Origin of the sequence: Pseudomonas sp. MYb327 (assembly GCF_040438925.1) — a bacterium.
Classification (GTDB): Bacteria; Pseudomonadota; Gammaproteobacteria; order Pseudomonadales; family Pseudomonadaceae; genus Aquipseudomonas.
In genome coordinates, this window is record NZ_CP159258.1 from 134,757 (window position 1) to 151,892 (window position 17,136).

16 protein-coding genes are annotated in these 17,136 nt (G+C 58.7%); 11 read left to right on the forward strand and 5 right to left on the reverse strand.

All coding sequences use genetic code 11. The features are described 5' to 3' along the window. Nucleotides 1-115: 115 nt before the first annotated feature. Both ABVN21_RS00590 and ccsA read right to left on the reverse strand, forming a co-directional pair. Entirely contained in the window at nt 116-1,348 is a 1,233-nt protein-coding gene (locus ABVN21_RS00590) for a transporter associated domain-containing protein (protein WP_339556419.1), read from the reverse strand. Nucleotides 1,349-1,360: 12 nt separating this feature from the next. Further along, complete coding sequence (ccsA, locus tag ABVN21_RS00595; protein WP_034148999.1) at nt 1,361-2,173, reverse strand: cytochrome c biogenesis protein CcsA; 813 nt, start codon at nt 2,171-2,173, stop codon at nt 1,361-1,363. Nucleotides 2,174-2,383: 210 nt separating this feature from the next. Here ccsA and ffh point away from each other — a divergent pair, with 210 nt between their 5' ends. The 5 genes from ffh (at nt 2,384) to rplS (ending at nt 5,955) form a co-directional block, all read left to right on the forward strand. Next, complete coding sequence (ffh, locus tag ABVN21_RS00600) at nt 2,384-3,760, forward strand: signal recognition particle protein (RefSeq protein WP_075945558.1); 1,377 nt, start codon at nt 2,384-2,386, stop codon at nt 3,758-3,760. A gap of 250 nt (nt 3,761-4,010) precedes the next feature. Then, the gene (rpsP, locus tag ABVN21_RS00605) at nt 4,011-4,262 is read left to right on the forward strand and encodes a 30S ribosomal protein S16 (RefSeq protein ID WP_003198088.1); all 252 of its coding nucleotides are present in this window, start codon (nt 4,011-4,013) and stop codon (nt 4,260-4,262) included. A gap of 5 nt (nt 4,263-4,267) precedes the next feature. After that, on the forward strand, nt 4,268-4,804 hold the full coding sequence (gene rimM, locus ABVN21_RS00610; protein ID WP_053155094.1) for a ribosome maturation factor RimM: 537 nt from the start codon (nt 4,268-4,270) through the stop codon (nt 4,802-4,804). A gap of 44 nt (nt 4,805-4,848) precedes the next feature. Then, nucleotides 4,849-5,559, forward strand: a complete 711-nt coding sequence (gene trmD, locus ABVN21_RS00615; RefSeq protein ID WP_231977984.1) for a tRNA (guanosine(37)-N1)-methyltransferase TrmD — start codon at nt 4,849-4,851, stop codon at nt 5,557-5,559. Between the two features lie 45 nt (nt 5,560-5,604). Then, nucleotides 5,605-5,955: a 50S ribosomal protein L19 gene (gene rplS / locus ABVN21_RS00620; protein WP_003175895.1), complete on the forward strand. Its 351-nt coding sequence runs from the start codon at nt 5,605-5,607 to the stop codon at nt 5,953-5,955. A 90-nt stretch (nt 5,956-6,045) separates the two neighbouring features. On the opposite strand, the gene ABVN21_RS00625 is transcribed toward rplS, so the two are convergent. After that, nucleotides 6,046-7,845: a sodium:proton antiporter gene (locus ABVN21_RS00625; protein ID WP_339556420.1), complete on the reverse strand. Its 1,800-nt coding sequence runs from the start codon at nt 7,843-7,845 to the stop codon at nt 6,046-6,048. Between the two features lie 109 nt (nt 7,846-7,954). On the opposite strand from ABVN21_RS00625, the gene xerD reads away from it, so the two are divergent. The 6 genes from xerD (at nt 7,955) to ABVN21_RS00655 (ending at nt 14,732) form a co-directional block, all read left to right on the forward strand. Next, a complete protein-coding gene (gene xerD / locus ABVN21_RS00630; protein ID WP_339556421.1) occupies nt 7,955-8,851 on the forward strand; it encodes a site-specific tyrosine recombinase XerD in 897 nt (298 codons plus the stop codon). A gap of 324 nt (nt 8,852-9,175) precedes the next feature. Further along, nucleotides 9,176-9,907, forward strand: coding sequence for a bifunctional protein-disulfide isomerase/oxidoreductase DsbC (gene dsbC, locus ABVN21_RS00635; RefSeq protein WP_034149004.1), 732 nt, complete (start codon nt 9,176-9,178; stop codon nt 9,905-9,907). A 133-nt stretch (nt 9,908-10,040) separates the two neighbouring features. Further along, on the forward strand, nt 10,041-11,345 hold the full coding sequence (locus ABVN21_RS00640) for a homoserine dehydrogenase (protein ID WP_339556422.1): 1,305 nt from the start codon (nt 10,041-10,043) through the stop codon (nt 11,343-11,345). Nucleotides 11,346-11,411: 66 nt separating this feature from the next. Next, complete coding sequence (gene thrC, locus ABVN21_RS00645; protein WP_075945553.1) at nt 11,412-12,821, forward strand: threonine synthase; 1,410 nt, start codon at nt 11,412-11,414, stop codon at nt 12,819-12,821. Between the two features lie 120 nt (nt 12,822-12,941). Beyond that, nucleotides 12,942-14,282, forward strand: a complete 1,341-nt coding sequence (locus ABVN21_RS00650) for a transporter substrate-binding domain-containing protein (RefSeq protein ID WP_339556423.1) — start codon at nt 12,942-12,944, stop codon at nt 14,280-14,282. Nucleotides 14,283-14,444: 162 nt separating this feature from the next. Further along, entirely contained in the window at nt 14,445-14,732 is a 288-nt protein-coding gene (locus ABVN21_RS00655) for a DUF3509 domain-containing protein (protein WP_339556424.1), read from the forward strand. A 171-nt stretch (nt 14,733-14,903) separates the two neighbouring features. Here the strand turns inward: ABVN21_RS00655 and ABVN21_RS00660 are convergent, their stop codons facing one another. Further along, entirely contained in the window at nt 14,904-15,872 is a 969-nt protein-coding gene (locus ABVN21_RS00660; protein WP_339556425.1) for a TIGR02285 family protein, read from the reverse strand. Further along, nucleotides 15,826-17,025: a CaiB/BaiF CoA-transferase family protein gene (locus tag ABVN21_RS00665; protein ID WP_339556426.1), complete on the reverse strand. Its 1,200-nt coding sequence runs from the start codon at nt 17,023-17,025 to the stop codon at nt 15,826-15,828. The genes ABVN21_RS00660 and ABVN21_RS00665 overlap by 47 nt, the downstream gene beginning before the upstream one ends. Nucleotides 17,026-17,136 lie beyond the last annotated feature (111 nt).

Here is a 17,136-nt window from a genome sequence, read left to right on the forward strand (position 1 = left end):
TTTCTGTGGCGAGCGAGCTTGCTCCAGTTCGCGCGCGCAGCGGCCGCAAAAAGCCAGGGCCTGCTTCGCAGTCCAGCGGGAGCAAGCTCCCTCGCCACAGCAAATGTGTCGGCTCTCAGATGACGACAGGCACCACACTGGGCTGCCAGATCAACACCCGTGTCACCCGGTTGTCCTCGGTTTCGAGGATTTCCAGCCGATACCGACCAATCTTCAGGCACACGGCGCTTTCAGGAATGGTCTCCAGCGCTTCGGTCACCAGGCCGTTAAGGGTCTTCGGTCCGTCGCTAGGCAGATGCCAGCCGAGGCTTTTGTTCAGTTCGCGAATTGACGCGGCGCCGTCGATCACCAGGCGGCCATCGGCCTGCGGATGGATATGCGGGTTGTTCAGGCTTTGCTGGCTTTCGAATTCGCCGACGATTTCTTCGAGAATGTCTTCCAGGGTCACGATGCCGAGCACTTCACCATACTCGTCGACCACCATGCCCAGGCGCCGTTGCTGTTTATGGAAGTTCAGCAGTTGCAGTTGCAGCGGGGTGCTTTCCGGCACGAAGTATGGCTCGCGACTGCCCTCCGCCAGTGCTTCCAGCGTCAGGCTGCCATCGGCTAACAAGTGGCCAATTTGTCGGGTGTTGAGTACCGCTTCGACCTGGTTGATGTCGCTGTGGAACACCGGCAGGCGGGTGCGCTTGTTGTGGCGCAATTGCTCGATGATTTCCTCGATCGGGTCGTCGAGGTTGATCCCGTCGACTTCGCTGCGCGGTACCAGAATGTCGTTGACCGTGATGTTGTCCAGCGCATGGATGCCGGGCAATGAATGTGGTCGGCAGACGGATTCGTGATCGTCACGGCGCTCCGCAGGTATCTCGTCGTCGCTCTGTTGCACCACTTTGGCTTTGCGCGCGAGCGGACGCAGCAGCAATTGGCTGAAGGCATTCAGAAGCCAGGCGGCCGGGTAGATGATTTTCAGGGGAATGCGCAGCAGGTTGTTGCCCAGCGCCAGGATCGCGTCCGGATGGCGCACGGCGAGGGCGCGCGGCAGGTATTCGGCAAACACCAGCACCGTGGTGCCGGCACCCAGGCAGGCCAGCCACGGACCGTTCTCGGCCCAGGTGAAAATCGCTACCAATGTGCAGATGACCACCAGCAGCGTGCGGCACAGGGTATTGCAGAAGATCAGGCTATTGAGTGGAAAGCTCAACCTCGCCAACGGTTGGTCGCTTGAACGAGAGGCGTTGCGCTGGGCCAGCACGTGCTGGTGAGCGGCTTCAATGGCGGTGAACAGCCCCGACCAGAGAATCAATACGGCCACTACTGCGAGCATCGGCCCTAAGGGCAAGTCGTCCATTAATGCCGCCCGTCAAATGTGCAGAATGTATTCACGAACCAGCTTGCTGCCGAAATACGCCAGCATCAGCAGGCAGAAACCGGCGAGGGTCCAGCGAATGGCCTTGTGTCCGCGCCAGCCGAGGCGGTTACGACCCCAAAGCAGCACGCTGAAGACGATCCAGGCCAGGCAGGCCAGCAAGGTTTTGTGCACCAGATGTTGCGCGAAGAGGTTTTCGACGAACAGCCAGCCCGAGATCAACGACAGCGACAACAGTGTCCAGCCGGCCCAGAGAAAGCCGAACAGCAGGCTCTCCATGGTTTGCAGCGGTGGGAAGTTCTTGATCAGTCCGGACGGATGCTTGTGCTTGAGCTGATGGTCCTGAACCAGCAGCAACAACGACTGGAATACCGCGATGGTGAACATGCCGTAGGCAAGGATCGACAACAGGATGTGGGCGAGGATGCCCGGTGCTTCGTCGATAATCTGCACGGTGCCTGCGGGGGCGAACTGCGCGAGGAGGGCGGTCAACGCTCCCAGCGGGAACAGCAAGACCAGCAGGTTTTCCACCGGGATGCGCGAGCAGGCCAGCAAGGTCAGGGCGATGACCGCTGCGGCAATCAGGCTGGCGGCGCTGAAGAAGTCCAGGCCCAGGCCAATCGGCGTCAGCAGGTGGGTGAACAGGCTGGCGCTGTGGGCCAGGACCGCAAGCACGCCGAGCGTGACCAGCAGGCGTTTGTTCGCCTTGGCGCCGGTGGCCAGACGAGTGCCCTGATAGAGAGTCGCAGCGGCATATAAACAGGCGGCGGCGAGAGTGGTTAGCAAACTGGGTGACAAGGGGAGCATAAGTCCTGTTAGGCAAGCCCGAAAGGCGCTGAGTTTGGCATAGAACCCAGGCAGCACGAAAGACCAGACAAGCTGACGGCGAGGTGTCCGCCAGCCGCAGTCTTCGCTATAATCCGCGACCTGCCCACGCCGCAGGCTCGCCGAGCACACGTTTAGTCCGGTCCGGGCCGCCATTATCCCGGTCTACACAGGGCCTGAAAGGATCGCGCAATGTTTGAAAACTTAACCGACCGTCTCTCGCAGACGCTGCGCCATGTCACCGGCAAGGCCAAGCTGACTGAAGACAATATTAAAGACACCCTGCGCGAAGTGCGCATGGCGTTGCTCGAAGCCGACGTCGCCTTGCCGGTGGTGAAAGACTTCGTCAATTCGGTCAAGGAGCGCGCTGTCGGCACCGAAGTGTCGCGCAGCCTGACGCCGGGCCAGGCCTTTGTGAAGATTGTGCAGGCCGAACTCGAAAGCCTGATGGGCGCGGCCAACGAAGACCTGAACCTGAGTGCCGTTCCACCTGCAGTCATCCTGATGGCCGGTTTGCAGGGTGCGGGTAAAACCACCACCGCCGGCAAGCTCGCGCGCTTCCTTAAAGAGCGCAAGAAAAAGTCGGTCATGGTCGTGTCCGCGGACGTTTACCGTCCGGCGGCGATCAAGCAGCTGGAAATGCTCGCCGGTGAAGTCGGCGTGACCTTCTTCCCGTCCGACCTGAGCCAGAAGCCGGTCGAGATCGCGCAAGCGGCTATTAAGGAAGCAAAACTCAAATTCATTGACGTGGTCATCGTCGATACCGCCGGTCGCCTGCACATCGATGAAGAGATGATGGGCGAGATCAAGGCGTTGCATGCCGCGATCAACCCGGTCGAAACCTTGTTTGTGGTCGACGCCATGACTGGCCAGGACGCCGCCAACACGGCCAAGGCCTTCGGCGACGCGCTGCCACTGACCGGTGTGATCCTGACCAAGGTCGACGGCGATGCCCGTGGCGGTGCCGCCCTGTCGGTGCGTGCCATCACCGGCAAGCCGATCAAGTTCATCGGTATGGGCGAGAAGAGCGAAGCGCTCGATCCGTTCCACCCTGAGCGTATTGCTTCGCGCATCCTCGGCATGGGCGACGTGCTCAGCCTGATCGAGCAGGCGGAAGCGACGCTCGACAAGGACAAAGCCGACAAGCTTGCTAAAAAGTTGAAGAAGGGCAAGGGCTTCGACCTCGAAGACTTCCGTGATCAGCTGCAACAGATGAAGAACATGGGCGGCCTCGGCGGCCTCATGGACAAACTGCCGAACATGGGCGGTGTGAATCTGGCACAGATGGGCAATGCCCAAAATGCGGCAGAGAAGCAATTCAAACAGATGGAAGCCATCATCAACTCCATGACCCCGGCCGAGCGCCGCGACCCTGAGCTGATCAGCGGTTCGCGCAAGCGTCGTATCGCGATGGGGTCCGGCACGCAGGTGCAGGACATTGGTCGCTTGATCAAGCAGCACAAGCAGATGCAGAAGATGATGAAGAAGTTCTCCGCGAAAGGCGGAATGGCCAAAATGATGCGCGGCATGGGCGGTATGTTGCCCGGCGGCGGCATGCCCAAGATGTAAAGAATTAGCGCCGGCAGTCATGTCGGCGCAACCCCACAGGGAAGTGGGATTCACAGCAAACCCGCACTTGGCGGGAGCTGACTGGCCGTTTTCATCGACGGCTCTATAGCAAATCTGCATGGCGTCCGATAGGCCGCCGGAAAAAGTCATTTGCAAAAGTCCGGATATTCCTTAGAATATGCGGCCTTTCGGGCACCTATGCCCGCTGTGCCTTTAGATTTGCAGCACCGACTACAGGAACGATGTTCACATGCTAACAATCCGTCTTGCCCTTGGCGGCTCCAAAAAGCGCCCGTTTTACCACTTGACCGTAACCGACAGCCGCAACCCGCGCGACGGTTCGCACAAGGAACAGGTTGGTTTCTTCAACCCTGTTGCTCGTGGTCAAGAAGTTCGTCTGTCCGTGAACCAAGAGCGCGTAGCCTACTGGCTGAGCGTTGGTGCACAACCTTCTGAGCGCGTTGCTCAGTTGTTGAAGGAATCTGCTAAGGCTGCGGCCTGAGCAATATGAACGCGACGCCAGCTGTTGCTGATGATTTGATCGTTATCGGCAAGATTTACTCGGTTCACGGCGTTCGCGGCGAAGTGAAGGTGTATTCCTTTACTGATCCGATTAAGAACCTGCTGGAATACAAAACTTGGACGCTCAAGCGTGATGGCAATGTAAAGCAGGTAGAGCTGGTCAGCGGACGCGGGAACGACAAGTTCCTGGTCGCAAAGCTCAAGGGTCTTGATGATCGTGAAGAAGCTCGTCTTCTGGCCGGTTATGAGATCTGCGTGCCGCGCAACCTGTTCCCTGAACTGACCGACGGCGAGTACTACTGGTACCAGCTGGAAGGTCTCAAGGTTATCGACACCCTCGGGCAACTGTTCGGGAAGATCGATCACCTGCTGGAGACCGGCTCGAATGATGTAATGGTGGTCAAGCCTTGCGCTGGCAGCCTGGATGATCGCGAACGCCTGTTGCCCTATACGGAGCAATGCGTGTTGGCCATCGACCTGGCAGCAGGCGAGATGAAGGTGGATTGGGACGCGGATTTCTAAGCGTGGCTAACTTGCGCGTAGAAGTGATCAGTTTGTTTCCCGAGATGTTCTCCGCCATCAGCGAGTACGGCATCACCAGTCGTGCGGTGAAACAGGGGCTCTTGCAGCTCACCTGTTGGAATCCGCGAGACTACACGACGGATCGACATCACACTGTGGACGATCGCCCGTTTGGCGGTGGTCCGGGCATGGTGATGAAGATCAAGCCCCTGGAAGACGCTCTGGTTCACGCCAAGGCAGCCGCCGGGGAGGGCGCGAAGGTGATTTACCTGTCGCCCCAAGGCCGTCAACTGACTCAGTCGGCGGTGCGCGAGTTGGCGAATCTGGATGCATTGATCCTGATTGCCGGCCGCTATGAAGGCATTGACGAGCGTTTTATTGATGCTCATGTCGATGAAGAGTGGTCGATTGGCGACTATGTACTGTCTGGCGGCGAGCTGCCGGCGATGGTCCTGATCGATGCGGTTACACGACTGCTGCCTGGAGCTTTAGGGCATGCGGACTCCGCCGAGGAAGATTCCTTTACGGATGGTTTGCTGGATTGCCCGCACTACACCCGACCGGAGGTGTATGCGGATCAGCGTGTTCCCGACGTATTGCTAAGTGGCAATCACGCGCACATCCGGCGTTGGCGTTTACAGCAGTCCCTTGGTCGGACCTATGAACGACGCGCCGATCTTCTGGAAAGCCGCTCGCTTTCTGGAGAAGAGAAGAAGCTGCTCGAGGAATACATCCGCGAGCGGGACGATAGTTAACAACGTATCGATGGTAGATCCGACGATTTACCTTAGGAGCACAGCATGACTAACAAAATCATCCTTGCACTCGAAGCAGAGCAGATGACCAAAGAGATCCCTACCTTTGCCCCGGGCGACACCATTGTCGTTCAGGTGAAAGTGAAGGAAGGCGACCGTTCGCGTCTGCAAGCGTTCGAAGGTGTTGTTATCGCCAAGCGTAACCGCGGCGTAAACAGTGCTTTCACCGTTCGTAAAATCTCCAACGGTGTTGGCGTAGAGCGTACTTTCCAGACCTACAGCCCGCAAATCGACAGCATGGCCGTTAAACGTCGCGGTGACGTACGTAAAGCCAAGCTGTACTACCTGCGTGACCTGTCTGGTAAAGCAGCTCGCATCAAGGAAAAACTGGCTTAAGTCCAGCTTCCGATGCAGAAAAAAGCAGCCTACGGGCTGCTTTTTTGTTGCCTGCGATTCAGTGCATTTTGAAAAACGGTTTCGGGGACGCTAAGCCTCAGGCTGAATCAACGCCAACAACGTCCACCCCGCCGAAGGCTTGACCGCACTGTCCGGCGTCACCACATGCACCCAGCCGCTGTCATCGCGAGTAAACAGCAGCGTCGCACGCTCGCCATGCAAAGCCTGGTAATCCTCCCAGCCAAAGCCCTCGGTCAGGTTCGTGCTGTACAACTCAGCCCCCTGATGCAGCTGATTGGCCAGCTTGACGTAGGTTAAATCCTCATTGCCCAGCAAACGCCCGCGATGCTCATGGCTCGCCCGGTGCTTGTCGGTACGACGGCTTTCCTGGCCACTGGCCAACCCGAACAGTCGTTGATGGCCGAAGTCATGGCGAAAACGCATCGAGGCGAGCGTGTTCAATTCCCCGGACGGCGACAGCGTCAGCAAATGTCCAAGGCCGACCAGATCCAGGTGCGCATCAGCATGCTGCGACGCCGGGTTGCCAAAATAAGTCGGCAAACCCTCCATGCGCGCCGCCCGGATATTCTCCCAGCTCGAATCCGTCAGCAGTACCCGACTACCCAGCTGTTGCAAGGCTTTGCCCAAGGTTCGCGCGGGCTGATTGGCTCCGACGATCAGGAAGCCGCTAGGTGCGGGCTCGGCGACTTTCAACAAGCGGGCCAACGGCCGCGCCGTGGCGCTTTGCAGCACCACGGTGCCGATGATCACCGCAAACGTCAGTGGTACCAGCAACAAGGCGCCTTGATGTCCGGCCTCATGCAAGCGAATCGCGAAAATCGCCGACACGGCCGCCGCCACGATCCCACGGGGCGCGATCCACGCCAGCAACGCCCGTTCACGCCAATTCAAGTTCGAACCCAGGGTGGAAAGTATGACGTTCAACGGCCGGGCGATGAATTGAATGATGAGCAAGAGAATCAGCACCAATGGGCCGAGGCCGATCAAGGCGTTCAGGTCCAGTCGTGCCGCCAGCAAGATGAACAGACCGGAAATCAGCAACACGCTTAGGTTTTCCTTGAAGTGCAGGATGTGCCGCACATCCACACCCTTCATGTTGGCCAGCCACATCCCCATCAAAGTTACCGCCAGCAGGCCCGATTCGTGCGTCACGGCGTTGGCGGCGATGAAAATCCCCAGCACCGAGGCCAGCGCGGCGAGGTTGTGCAGGTATTCCGGCAACCACTGGCGCCGGATTATCATGCCGAGCACCCAGCCACCGGCGATCCCGAAAACGCTGCCGCATAGAATGACGCCGCCGAACGTCAGCAGACTGTGGCTCAGGCCTTCACCCGCCGCGCTGGCAATAATGAAGCTGTAGACCACTACGGCGAGAAGGGCACCGATCGGGTCGATGACAATCCCTTCCCAACGCAAAATATTGGCAATCGAAGCTTTCGGCCGTACCACACGCAGCATCGGCACGATGACGGTTGGACCGGTGACTAGTGTCAGGCTGCCGAAAAGTATCGCCAGCATCCAGTCGAAACCCAGCAGCCAGTGAGTCGCGAGCGCGATGACCACCCAGGTGGCCAGGGCGCCAAGGGTAACCAGGCGCCGAACAACGCTGCCGATCTCGCGCCACTCCGACAAATGCAGCGTGAGGCTTCCTTCAAACAGGATCAGCGCCACCGCCAGCGACACCAGCGGCATCAGCAAAGGCCCGAACATTTCCTGTGGGTCGAGCCAGTGCAACACCGGACCGACCAGAATGCCGGTCAACAGCAGAAACAGAATCGCCGGTAGCTTCAGGCGCCAGGCCAGCCATTGACACCCCAGTGCCGCCGCACCAATTGCGCCAAACGCCAACAAAATCTGCTGTTCACTCATTGAAGCTCCCTGTTCCTTGAAATAGCTGGCTATGAAAGACTAGCGGCCGTTTCTATTGTCCTCCTGATTTTTTTGCGTGCAGTTTCAAGGCTGTACGTTTTGAGTGCCCATGCCTGCCATCGAACATCCATTGATAGACCAATTCCTTGACGCCCTGTGGCTGGAGAAAGGTCTTTCCGACAACACCCGCGATGCCTATCGCAGCGATCTGGCCCTGTTCAATGGCTGGTTGCAGGAAAAGGGCCTGGAACTGATCAACGCCGGGCGCGAGTTGATCCTCGATCACCTTGCCTGGCGCCTCGAACAAAATTACAAACCCCGTTCAACCGCGCGGTTTCTCTCTGGTGTGCGTGGTTTCTATCGCTATTTGCTGCGGGAAAAGCTGATCGCCGTCGATCCGACCCTTCGCATCGACATGCCGCAATTGGGTAGGCCATTGCCCAAATCCTTGTCGGAAGCCGATGTGGAGGCGCTATTGAAAGCGCCGGACCTGAGCGAAGCCATCGGCCAGCGCGACCGGGCCATGCTTGAAGTTCTGTACGCCTGCGGCCTGCGGGTGACAGAGCTGATCAGCCTGACCCTGGAGCAGGTCAACCTGCGCCAGGGTGTGTTGCGCGTAATGGGCAAGGGCAGCAAGGAGCGCCTGGTGCCGATGGGCGAGGAGGCGATTGTCTGGGTCGAGCGCTACATGCGCGATGGTCGTGGCGAACTGCTCGGCGGTCGTCCTAGCGATGTGTTGTTCCCCAGTCAGCGTGGCGAACAGATGACGCGCCAGACGTTCTGGCACCGGATCAAGCATCAGGCCAAAGTCGCGGGGATCGGCAAGTCGCTGTCGCCGCATACCTTGCGTCATGCATTCGCCACGCATCTGCTGAACCACGGCGCCGATTTGCGGGTGGTGCAGATGCTGCTGGGACACAGTGACCTTTCCACGACCCAGATCTACACCCACGTCGCACGGGCACGCTTGCAGGACCTGCACGCCAAACACCACCCGCGCGGCTAACGATTCCCTGATGGATAACGTTGGCCTCTGTGGCGAGGGAGCTTGCTCCTGCTGGGTCGCGCAGCGGCCCCAAAGCCATGCGGCGCGGTCAATCAGGAATATATGCTTGATCAGTTTGCGACTGCTTCGCAGTCGAGCGGAAGCAAGCTCCCTCGCCACGCCAACTATTGCCAAACTTGCATGGCGAGATCTCTTGCGACAGGCGCATTCGGCCCCGCGAACCTTATGTGGTAGGCTTTGCCGGTTTGCACGATGGGCGGTTATGACCCGGTGCTTCGGCACGGGCGTTCTGATCGTCCCATTTGTCCGCCTTCAGGAGTTCACATGCGTCTGACCCAGATTTTCGCCGCCGCCGCCATTGCGTTGGTCAGCACCTTTGCCGTCGCCGATGACGCGGCCGACAAAGCCATCCGTAAAAGCCTGGAAAACCTCCAGCTCGAAGTGCCGGTAGAGAGCATTTCCGCCAGTCCTCTGCCAGGTCTGTACGAAGTCAAGCTGCAAGGCAGCCGCGTGCTCTACGCCAGCGCCGACGGCCAGTACGTCGTCCAGGGCTATATGTTCCAGCTCAAGGACGGCAAACCGGTCAACCTGACCGAGAAGACCGAACGCCTGGGCGTTTCCAAACTGGTCAACGCAATCCCGGTTGCGGAAACCGTGGTGTACCCGGCCATCGGCGAAACCAAGTCGCACATCACCGTGTTCACCGACACCACGTGCCCGTATTGCCACAAGCTGCACGCCGAAGTGCCCGAGCTGAACAAGCGCGGCATCGAAGTGCGTTATGTAGCGTTCCCGCGTCAGGGCCTGGGCTCGCCGGGTGACGAGCAACTGCAAGCAGTGTGGTGCTCGAAAGACAAGAAAGCGGCCATGGACAAAATGGTCGATGGCAAGGAAATCAAGGCCGCCAAGTGCGATAACCCGGTTTCCAAGCAGTTCGCCCTTGGTCAGTCGATTGGCGTGAACGGTACACCGGCCATCGTTTTGGCTGACGGGCAGGTCATTCCGGGCTACCAGCCTGCGCCACAAGTCGCCAAACTGGCGCTGGGCGCGAAGTAAATTCGCATCGTCACGGCCAGCCTTTGACGATCATGGTCCGGCAGCAACATCGCCGGGCCATTAATAGAGAACCGCGAGCACGCGGTTGTTTTCACGGCCGGCCTCGAGTCGGCCGTTTTATGGGGAGTTCACAGTGAAACCGGTCAAAGTAGGCATCTGTGGGTTAGGAACCGTCGGTGGCGGTACCTTCAACGTACTTCAGCGCAACGCCGAGGAAATTGCTCGTCGTGCCGGGCGTGGAATCGAAGTGGCACAAATTGCCATGCGCACGCCAAAGCCTCAGTTCCAAACGACCGGTATTGCGATTACCAACGATGTCTTCGAAGTGGCCACGAACCCTGAGATCGACATCGTTATAGAGCTGATGGGCGGCTACACCGTTGCCCGTGAGCTGGTACTCAAGGCCATCGAGAATGGCAAGCATGTGGTCACCGCGAACAAGGCGCTTATTGCCGTTCACGGTAACGAAATTTTCGCCAAGGCTCGCGAGAAGGGCGTGATCGTTGCGTTCGAAGCGGCCGTGGCCGGTGGCATCCCGGTGATCAAGGCGATCCGCGAAGGGCTGTCCGCCAACCGCATCAACTGGGTGGCCGGCATCATCAACGGTACCGGTAACTTCATCCTGACCGAGATGCGCGAGAAGGGTCGCACCTTCGAAGACGTACTGGCCGAGGCACAAGCCCTGGGCTATGCCGAAGCTGATCCGACCTTTGACGTTGAAGGTATCGACGCAGCCCATAAGCTGACGATCCTGGCCTCTATCGCGTTCGGCATCCCGCTGCAATTCGACAAGGCCTACACCGAAGGCATCACCAAGCTGACCACTGCTGACGTGAACTACGCCGAAGCGCTGGGCTACCGCATCAAGCACCTGGGCGTGGCGCGCAGCACCGCGGCCGGTATTGAACTGCGCGTGCACCCGACGCTGATCCCGGCCGATCGTCTGATCGCCAACGTCAACGGCGTGATGAACGCGGTGATGGTCAATGGCGACGCTGCCGGTTCGACTCTTTTCTACGGCGCCGGTGCCGGCATGGAACCGACCGCTTCGTCGGTCATCGCGGACCTGGTCGACGTGGTTCGCGCCATGACTTCCGACCCGGAAAACCGCGTGCCGCATCTAGCCTTCCAGCCGGATTCGCTGTCCGCGCATCCGATCCTGCCGATCGAAGCTTGCGAAAGCGCTTACTACCTGCGCATTCAGGCCAAGGACCACCCGGGCGTACTGGCTCAGGTGGCGAGCATCCTGTCGGAACGCGGCATCAATATCGAATCGATCATGCAGAAGGAAGTCGAAGAACACGACGGTCTGGTGCCGATGATTCTGCTGACCCATCGCGTGGTGGAGCAGCGCATCAACGACGCCATCGCAGCGTTGGAAGCCTTGGCAGGTGTGGTCGGTCCGGTCGTACGGATCCGCGTCGAGCACCTGAACTAAGCCGATATCGTTCACCGGGCTCACGGGTTGAGCCCGGCTTACGAACACTGTCCATTGGAGTCAGTCATGCGTTATATCAGTACCCGCGGCCAGGCACCGGCCCTGAATTTCGAAGACGTCCTGCTGGCAGGGCTTGCCACCGACGGCGGTCTGTACGTCCCGGAAAACCTGCCACGTTTCACCCAGGAAGAAATCGCTTCCTGGGCCGGCCTGCCTTATCACGAACTGGCTTTCCGCGTCATGCGCCCGTTCGTCACCGGCAGCATTCCGGATGCCGATTTCAAAAAGATTCTTGAAGAAACATACGGTGTGTTTGCCCACAGCGCCGTTGCACCGCTGCGTCAGTTGAACGGCAACGAATGGGTGCTGGAACTGTTCCACGGTCCGACCCTGGCGTTCAAGGACTTCGCCTTGCAACTGCTCGGTCGTTTGCTCGACTACGTGCTGGAAAAACGCGGCGAGCGCGTGGTGATCGTCGGTGCCACCTCCGGTGATACCGGTTCGGCCGCCATTGAAGGCTGCAAGCACTGTGAAAACGTCGACATCTTCATCCTGCACCCACACAACCGTGTGTCGGAAGTACAGCGTCGGCAGATGACCACTATCTTCGGCGAGAACATCCACAACATCGCCATCGAAGGCAACTTCGATGACTGCCAGGAAATGGTCAAGGCGAGCTTCGCCGACCAGGGCTTCCTCAAGGGCACTCGCCTGGTAGCGGTTAACTCGATCAACTGGGCGCGGATCATGGCCCAGATCGTTTACTACTTCCACGCGGCCTTGCAGTTGGGCGGCCCGGCACGTTCGGTGTCGTTCTCGGTGCCGACCGGCAACTTCGGCGACATCTTCGCCGGTTACCTGGCACGCAACATGGGCCTGCCGATCAACCAGTTGATCGTCGCCACCAACCGCAACGACATCCTGCACCGCTTCATGAGCGGCAACCAGTACGTCAAGGAAACCCTGCACGCCACGCTGTCGCCGTCGATGGACATCATGGTGTCGTCGAACTTCGAACGCCTGTTGTTCGACCTGCACGGTCGCAACGGCGCGGCGATTGCCGGGCTGATGGATTCGTTCAAGCAAGGCGGCGGTTTCAGCGTCGAGCAGGAGCGCTGGACCGAAGCGCGCAAACTGTTCGACTCGCTGGCTGTAGATGATGCGCAAACCTGCGAAACCATCGCCGAAGTCTACGAGCAGACCGGAGAGGTGCTGGACCCGCACACTGCGATCGGCGTCAAGGCCGCCCGCGAATGCCGTCGCAGCCTGGATATCCCGATGGTGATCCTTGGCACGGCCCACCCGGTCAAATTCCCCGACGCCGTGGAAAAAGCCGGTGTAGGAAAAGCGCTTGAGCTCCCAGTACATCTTTCTGATTTGTTTGAGCGAGATGAGCGTTGCACCGTATTGCCGAATGACCTGAAAGCCGTGCAGGCCTTTGTCAGCCAGCATGGCAACCGCGGTAAGCCTTTGTAACCGGAAAAAGCTGTCACACATTGAAGCCCGTCTCCTGACGGGCTTTCTTGTTTTTGCATGCCACACTGGCCGTGAAGTTGCCCACGAAGGACGGGCGAGCGGATCATCAAGGACGTGGCAATGCTGTTTTTCAGAAAATTAAGGCCAGCGGCGTGCTGGCTTGTTTTGCTCAGTGCCCTGGGTTTTTCCCAATGGATACTGGCGGCGCATCCGGCGGTCCGTGAGCACGGTAAATTGATTGGGCTTGATACCGAGGAGTTGCAATGGATAGCCGAGCATCCGCGCGTCATCGTCGCGTCGCTGGAGTATCCGTTGTACCTGTTCAAGGACGAGCACGGTCATTGGAGTGGCTTGAACAAGGATGTGCTCGATCGCATCAGCGCCATGACAGGGCTGAAGTTTGTTCATGCGGAGTCGTTTTCCACTGACCAGATGCTTGAAAATCTGGAACGGGGGGCGGCGGACATGAGCACCACGCTGGCCATGAATGATGAACGCAAGAGGTTTCTGGACTTCAGCTATGCCTTCGGTGGTGCCGGTTGGGTGTTCGTTGGACGGGCGGGGGAGCCGCCGGTGCAATCGCTGCAACAGCTGGCAAAAAGAGTGCTGGTGCTGCCGACCCGGCATGCACTGGAGGCCACGATTCGCCGCGAATATCCTTCAATCGAACTGCGCTCGGTCAAGACCCACGCCGAGGCCCGTGCCTGGGTCGAGAGCGGCGAGGCCCATGCCACTATCGAAAACGAGATCGGCGCCCAACTTTTCCCCTCGGGCCAGCTTCAGGTCGGTCACATCGTGGAGGGCAAATGGGATCCGGACTACCTGGCGGTACGCAAAGGTCAGCCGCAGTTGTTGAGCATCCTCAACAAGGCGCTAGAGGCGTTTCCCCCTGCCGAATTGCGCGCCATCCGCCAGAAATGGCTCAGTGGAATAACGCCGGTGCCAGCGCGGACGGTCTGGCACCGGTTGACTGAGTGGGGCTGCTGGAGCGTCGTCATCGTCGGTATCTTCGGCTTGCTGTCCTTGCTTTGGAACCGTCGACTGGCCGCATTGGTCAAGCAACGGGCGCAGGCCGAGAAAAGCCTCAATGATCAACTCGCTTTCCAGCATGCGTTGATGGACGCCATGCCCGATCCGATCTTCGTTCGTGATCTGCAAGGGCGCTTGATCATGTGCAATAAAAGCTATGAGGAAAACCTGCTGACCCGCTTTGATCAAGTACAAGGTCGGCAGCTGATTGAGTTGGACGTCTTGCCCAGGCACACCGCGGAACTCTTGCATGCCGAGTTCATGGCGCAACTGGCGAGTCGCAAGGGGCACTTCAGCGAACGGCAATTGATGTTCAACAACGGCCTCCGGGATATCTACCAATGGACCGTGCCGTTCTACAGCGCGGACGGCCAGTTGCGAGGATTGCTGGGGGGGTGGAGCGATATTCGCCGGCGTACCCGACAGACGTGATGCGGCTGTTTTTTCTCTGTCATCTTTGCCATGCATGCTCTATCGACCAGAGACGAAGGTGCATCTGCACCGGGAATTCAGAACTTTCTTCTCGGGCCAGCGGTCATTTACTGTAGGCACGCCCCAGGCACTTTGTTTTCGGACTATTGAGTGGTGATCGATTTGGAAAGTATCAGTCTCTTGCTCGGTGAGGCTCTGAGCCCGTACCAGGTGACATTGACCCCGTCAGGCATTCATGGCGAATGCCGGGTGACATTGAAGAATTCGACCGGTGCGGTAATGGTCGAACGCGAATTCAACCACGCTCAGTTAACCGATAAGCGTCTTCTCACGGATGTGGTCGACGGGCTGCACCGCGATGTGCTGATCGCTGAAGGACGCCTGGAGCCCTGCGTTATCGCGGCGTTGCGCAATGCTGCTCAAGACAAGCTGTTGGCCAGCCGCAATTGAATGATTTTTTGTGGGAACCTTCCTGCGCCTAGGTCAGTCAGACCCTTTAGCAACAAGACGCAAGCATTGTGCTCCGGTGATTGTAGCTTGCTGCTACGGGTCTTTTTGTAGACCACGTTTAACCTCGAGTCGTCTCCCCACTTCTCGGGGTTTCTTTTTGCCCGGGATTTGTCATTGCCCGGCCTGACGTTCAAAAAAATCCTTGGCGGCTTTCAGGTAGTCGCTGCGACTTTCCGGGTCGAGCCAGGCGGCGTAGGCCTCGCTCAAGTGATCGCGGGGAAGCGTGCGTAACAGTTCATTGATCTCTACGATCGCCTGCCGGCCTTGAGGCGTGTCTGTGCAACCGATGTAGCCGGACAAGTATTTGCCGGTACCGCGAATCGGGTAGAACTGCAATTCATCCTCCGCGATGCCGTGTTGTTGGGCCTGGTAACGGATTTCCGGACGATAGCCCAGCAGCAGCCGCAAACGCCCCAGGCGTTGCATTTGCAACAGGCTGCCCAAAGCATCGTTACCGTAATGCAGCGTCAGCGCCTTGGGTGGTGCTTGTTTGATCAATGTGTCGAGAAATTCGCCGTAGTTTCGCTCGGCCACAATTCCCATGGTCACATTGCCGGTGGCCAGCAGTGCCGCCAGATCGACCTCGCCCTCGGTGATGAACGGCGTCAACACCTCCCGATCAATACGTCGCACTGCCAGGCCATTGCTCATGGCCCGAAACACCGGAACGGAAAACGCGATCCAGCTTTCACGTTCCTTGCTCCAGTTCAGTGCCGCATCGCACGTCAGGGCGGGCTCGTGGAGCATCTGCAAACCGCGAGCGCGGTTGACCTTCATCACGCTGTGTTGGTACTGAGGCATGCTGGCGATCAACTGCCGCAACAGTTGATCGATCACACCCTGACTTTTTTGCGGGCCGTCGAAAATGAACAGCGGCGGCAGATCCCGCTTCAGCCAAAGCAGGTTTTCCTTGGATTGCACCTCTACCGGCAGTGTCAAAACGGTGATCAAAAGCATGCCCGCCAACGCGCATATCGTGCGTCCGTTACGCAACAGACAGTGCGTGGCGGATCGCGCAGGCCCGCGCTTCAGCTCAGATGGCCCCGTCTTTGCGCAGCTGTGTAATCTGCGACGCGTCATAGCCAAGCTCCTGGAGTACCTGTGCGTTGTGCTCGCCCAGTTGCGGCCCGACCCATTCACAATCACCGGGTGTCTCAGAGAGTTTCGGCACGATGCCCGGCATCTTGAAGTCTTTGCCGTCGGGCAGCTTGGCCTGCAGGAACATTTCCCGGGCCAGGTATTGCGGATCACTGAACATGTCTTCGGCGCTGAAGATTCGGCTCGCGGGCACCTCGGCCTGATTCAATCGCTCAATAACGGTGTCCAGTGGTAACGAGTTAACCCAGCGATCAATGACCCCATAAATCTCATCGCGACGGTTGTCGCGGCCATCGTTACTGGCCAGCGTTGGATCATTGGCCAGGTCTTCGCGGCCAATGGTCAGCATGAAGCGCTTGAAGATCGCGTCGCCATTGGCGCCGATCTGCACATGTTTGCCATCGGCGCTGGTGTGAATGGACGAGGGCGTAATGCCGGGCATGATGTTGCCGGTGCGTTCGCGGATGAAACCGAACACGTCGAACTCCGGCACCATGCTTTCCATCATGGCGAAGATCGCTTCATACAACGCCACATCCACCACTTGCCCCTGGCCACCGTTGACCTCGCGATGACGCAGGGCCATCAGCGCACCGATCACGCCCCAGAGCGCGGCAATCGAATCGCCGATGGAAATCCCGGTGCGCACCGGTGGCCGGTCTTCGAACCCGGTGATGTAGCGCAGGCCGCCCATGGATTCACCGACGGCACCGAAGCCTGGCTGATCTTTCATCGGCCCGGTCTGGCCGAATCCCGAAAGTCGCACCATCACCAGTTTCGGGTTCAATGCGTGCAGTACGTCCCAGCCCAGGCCGAGCTTTTCCAGCACTCCCGGGCGAAAGTTCTCGATCAGGATGTCCGTTTCACTCAGCAGCTTTTTCAGGATTTCCAGGCCTTCCGGATGTTTGAGGTTCAGGGTCAGGGACTTTTTGTTACGCGCCTGAACGAACCACCACAGTGAAGTGCCTTCGTACAACTTGCGCCATTTGCGCAACGGATCGCCACCGTCCGGGGATTCGACCTTGACCACATCGGCACCGAATTCTGCGCAGATTCGCGAGGCAAACGGACCGGCAATCAACGTACCCAATTCAATGACTTTCAGACCTGCGAGCGGTTTGGCGGAGGACTGCATACTGGATCCTGTAGGACAAAATATTGAGCGAATGCAGAGTTTTAACATAGCCGACTGTCAGGCGCTCAAGGTAGATCGCCTTCAATTCGTTGATTGGATGCCGCATCGGTT

Bases quoted from the DNA above. Each gene is read 5' to 3' on its own strand.
- ABVN21_RS00590 (WP_339556419.1), bottom strand. From the start codon at position 1,348: ATGGACGACTTGCCCTTAGGGCCGATGCTCGCAGTAGTGGCCGTATTG.
- ABVN21_RS00625 (WP_339556420.1), bottom strand. From the start codon at position 7,845: ATGAGTGAACAGCAGATTTTGTTGGCGTTTGGCGCAATTGGTGCGGCG.
- ffh (WP_075945558.1), top strand. From the start codon at position 2,384: ATGTTTGAAAACTTAACCGACCGTCTCTCGCAGACGCTGCGCCATGTC.
- rpsP (WP_003198088.1), top strand. From the start codon at position 4,011: ATGCTAACAATCCGTCTTGCCCTTGGCGGCTCCAAAAAGCGCCCGTTT.
- rplS (WP_003175895.1), top strand. From the start codon at position 5,605: ATGACTAACAAAATCATCCTTGCACTCGAAGCAGAGCAGATGACCAAA.
- ABVN21_RS00660 (WP_339556425.1), bottom strand. From the start codon at position 15,872: ATGACGCGTCGCAGATTACACAGCTGCGCAAAGACGGGGCCATCTGAG.
- ABVN21_RS00650 (WP_339556423.1), top strand. From the start codon at position 12,942: ATGCTGTTTTTCAGAAAATTAAGGCCAGCGGCGTGCTGGCTTGTTTTG.
- dsbC (WP_034149004.1), top strand. From the start codon at position 9,176: ATGCGTCTGACCCAGATTTTCGCCGCCGCCGCCATTGCGTTGGTCAGC.
- rimM (WP_053155094.1), top strand. From the start codon at position 4,268: ATGAACGCGACGCCAGCTGTTGCTGATGATTTGATCGTTATCGGCAAG.
- ccsA (WP_034148999.1), bottom strand. From the start codon at position 2,173: ATGCTCCCCTTGTCACCCAGTTTGCTAACCACTCTCGCCGCCGCCTGT.
- xerD (WP_339556421.1), top strand. From the start codon at position 7,955: ATGCCTGCCATCGAACATCCATTGATAGACCAATTCCTTGACGCCCTG.
- ABVN21_RS00665 (WP_339556426.1), bottom strand. From the start codon at position 17,025: ATGCAGTCCTCCGCCAAACCGCTCGCAGGTCTGAAAGTCATTGAATTG.
- thrC (WP_075945553.1), top strand. From the start codon at position 11,412: ATGCGTTATATCAGTACCCGCGGCCAGGCACCGGCCCTGAATTTCGAA.
- trmD (WP_231977984.1), top strand. From the start codon at position 4,849: ATGTTCTCCGCCATCAGCGAGTACGGCATCACCAGTCGTGCGGTGAAA.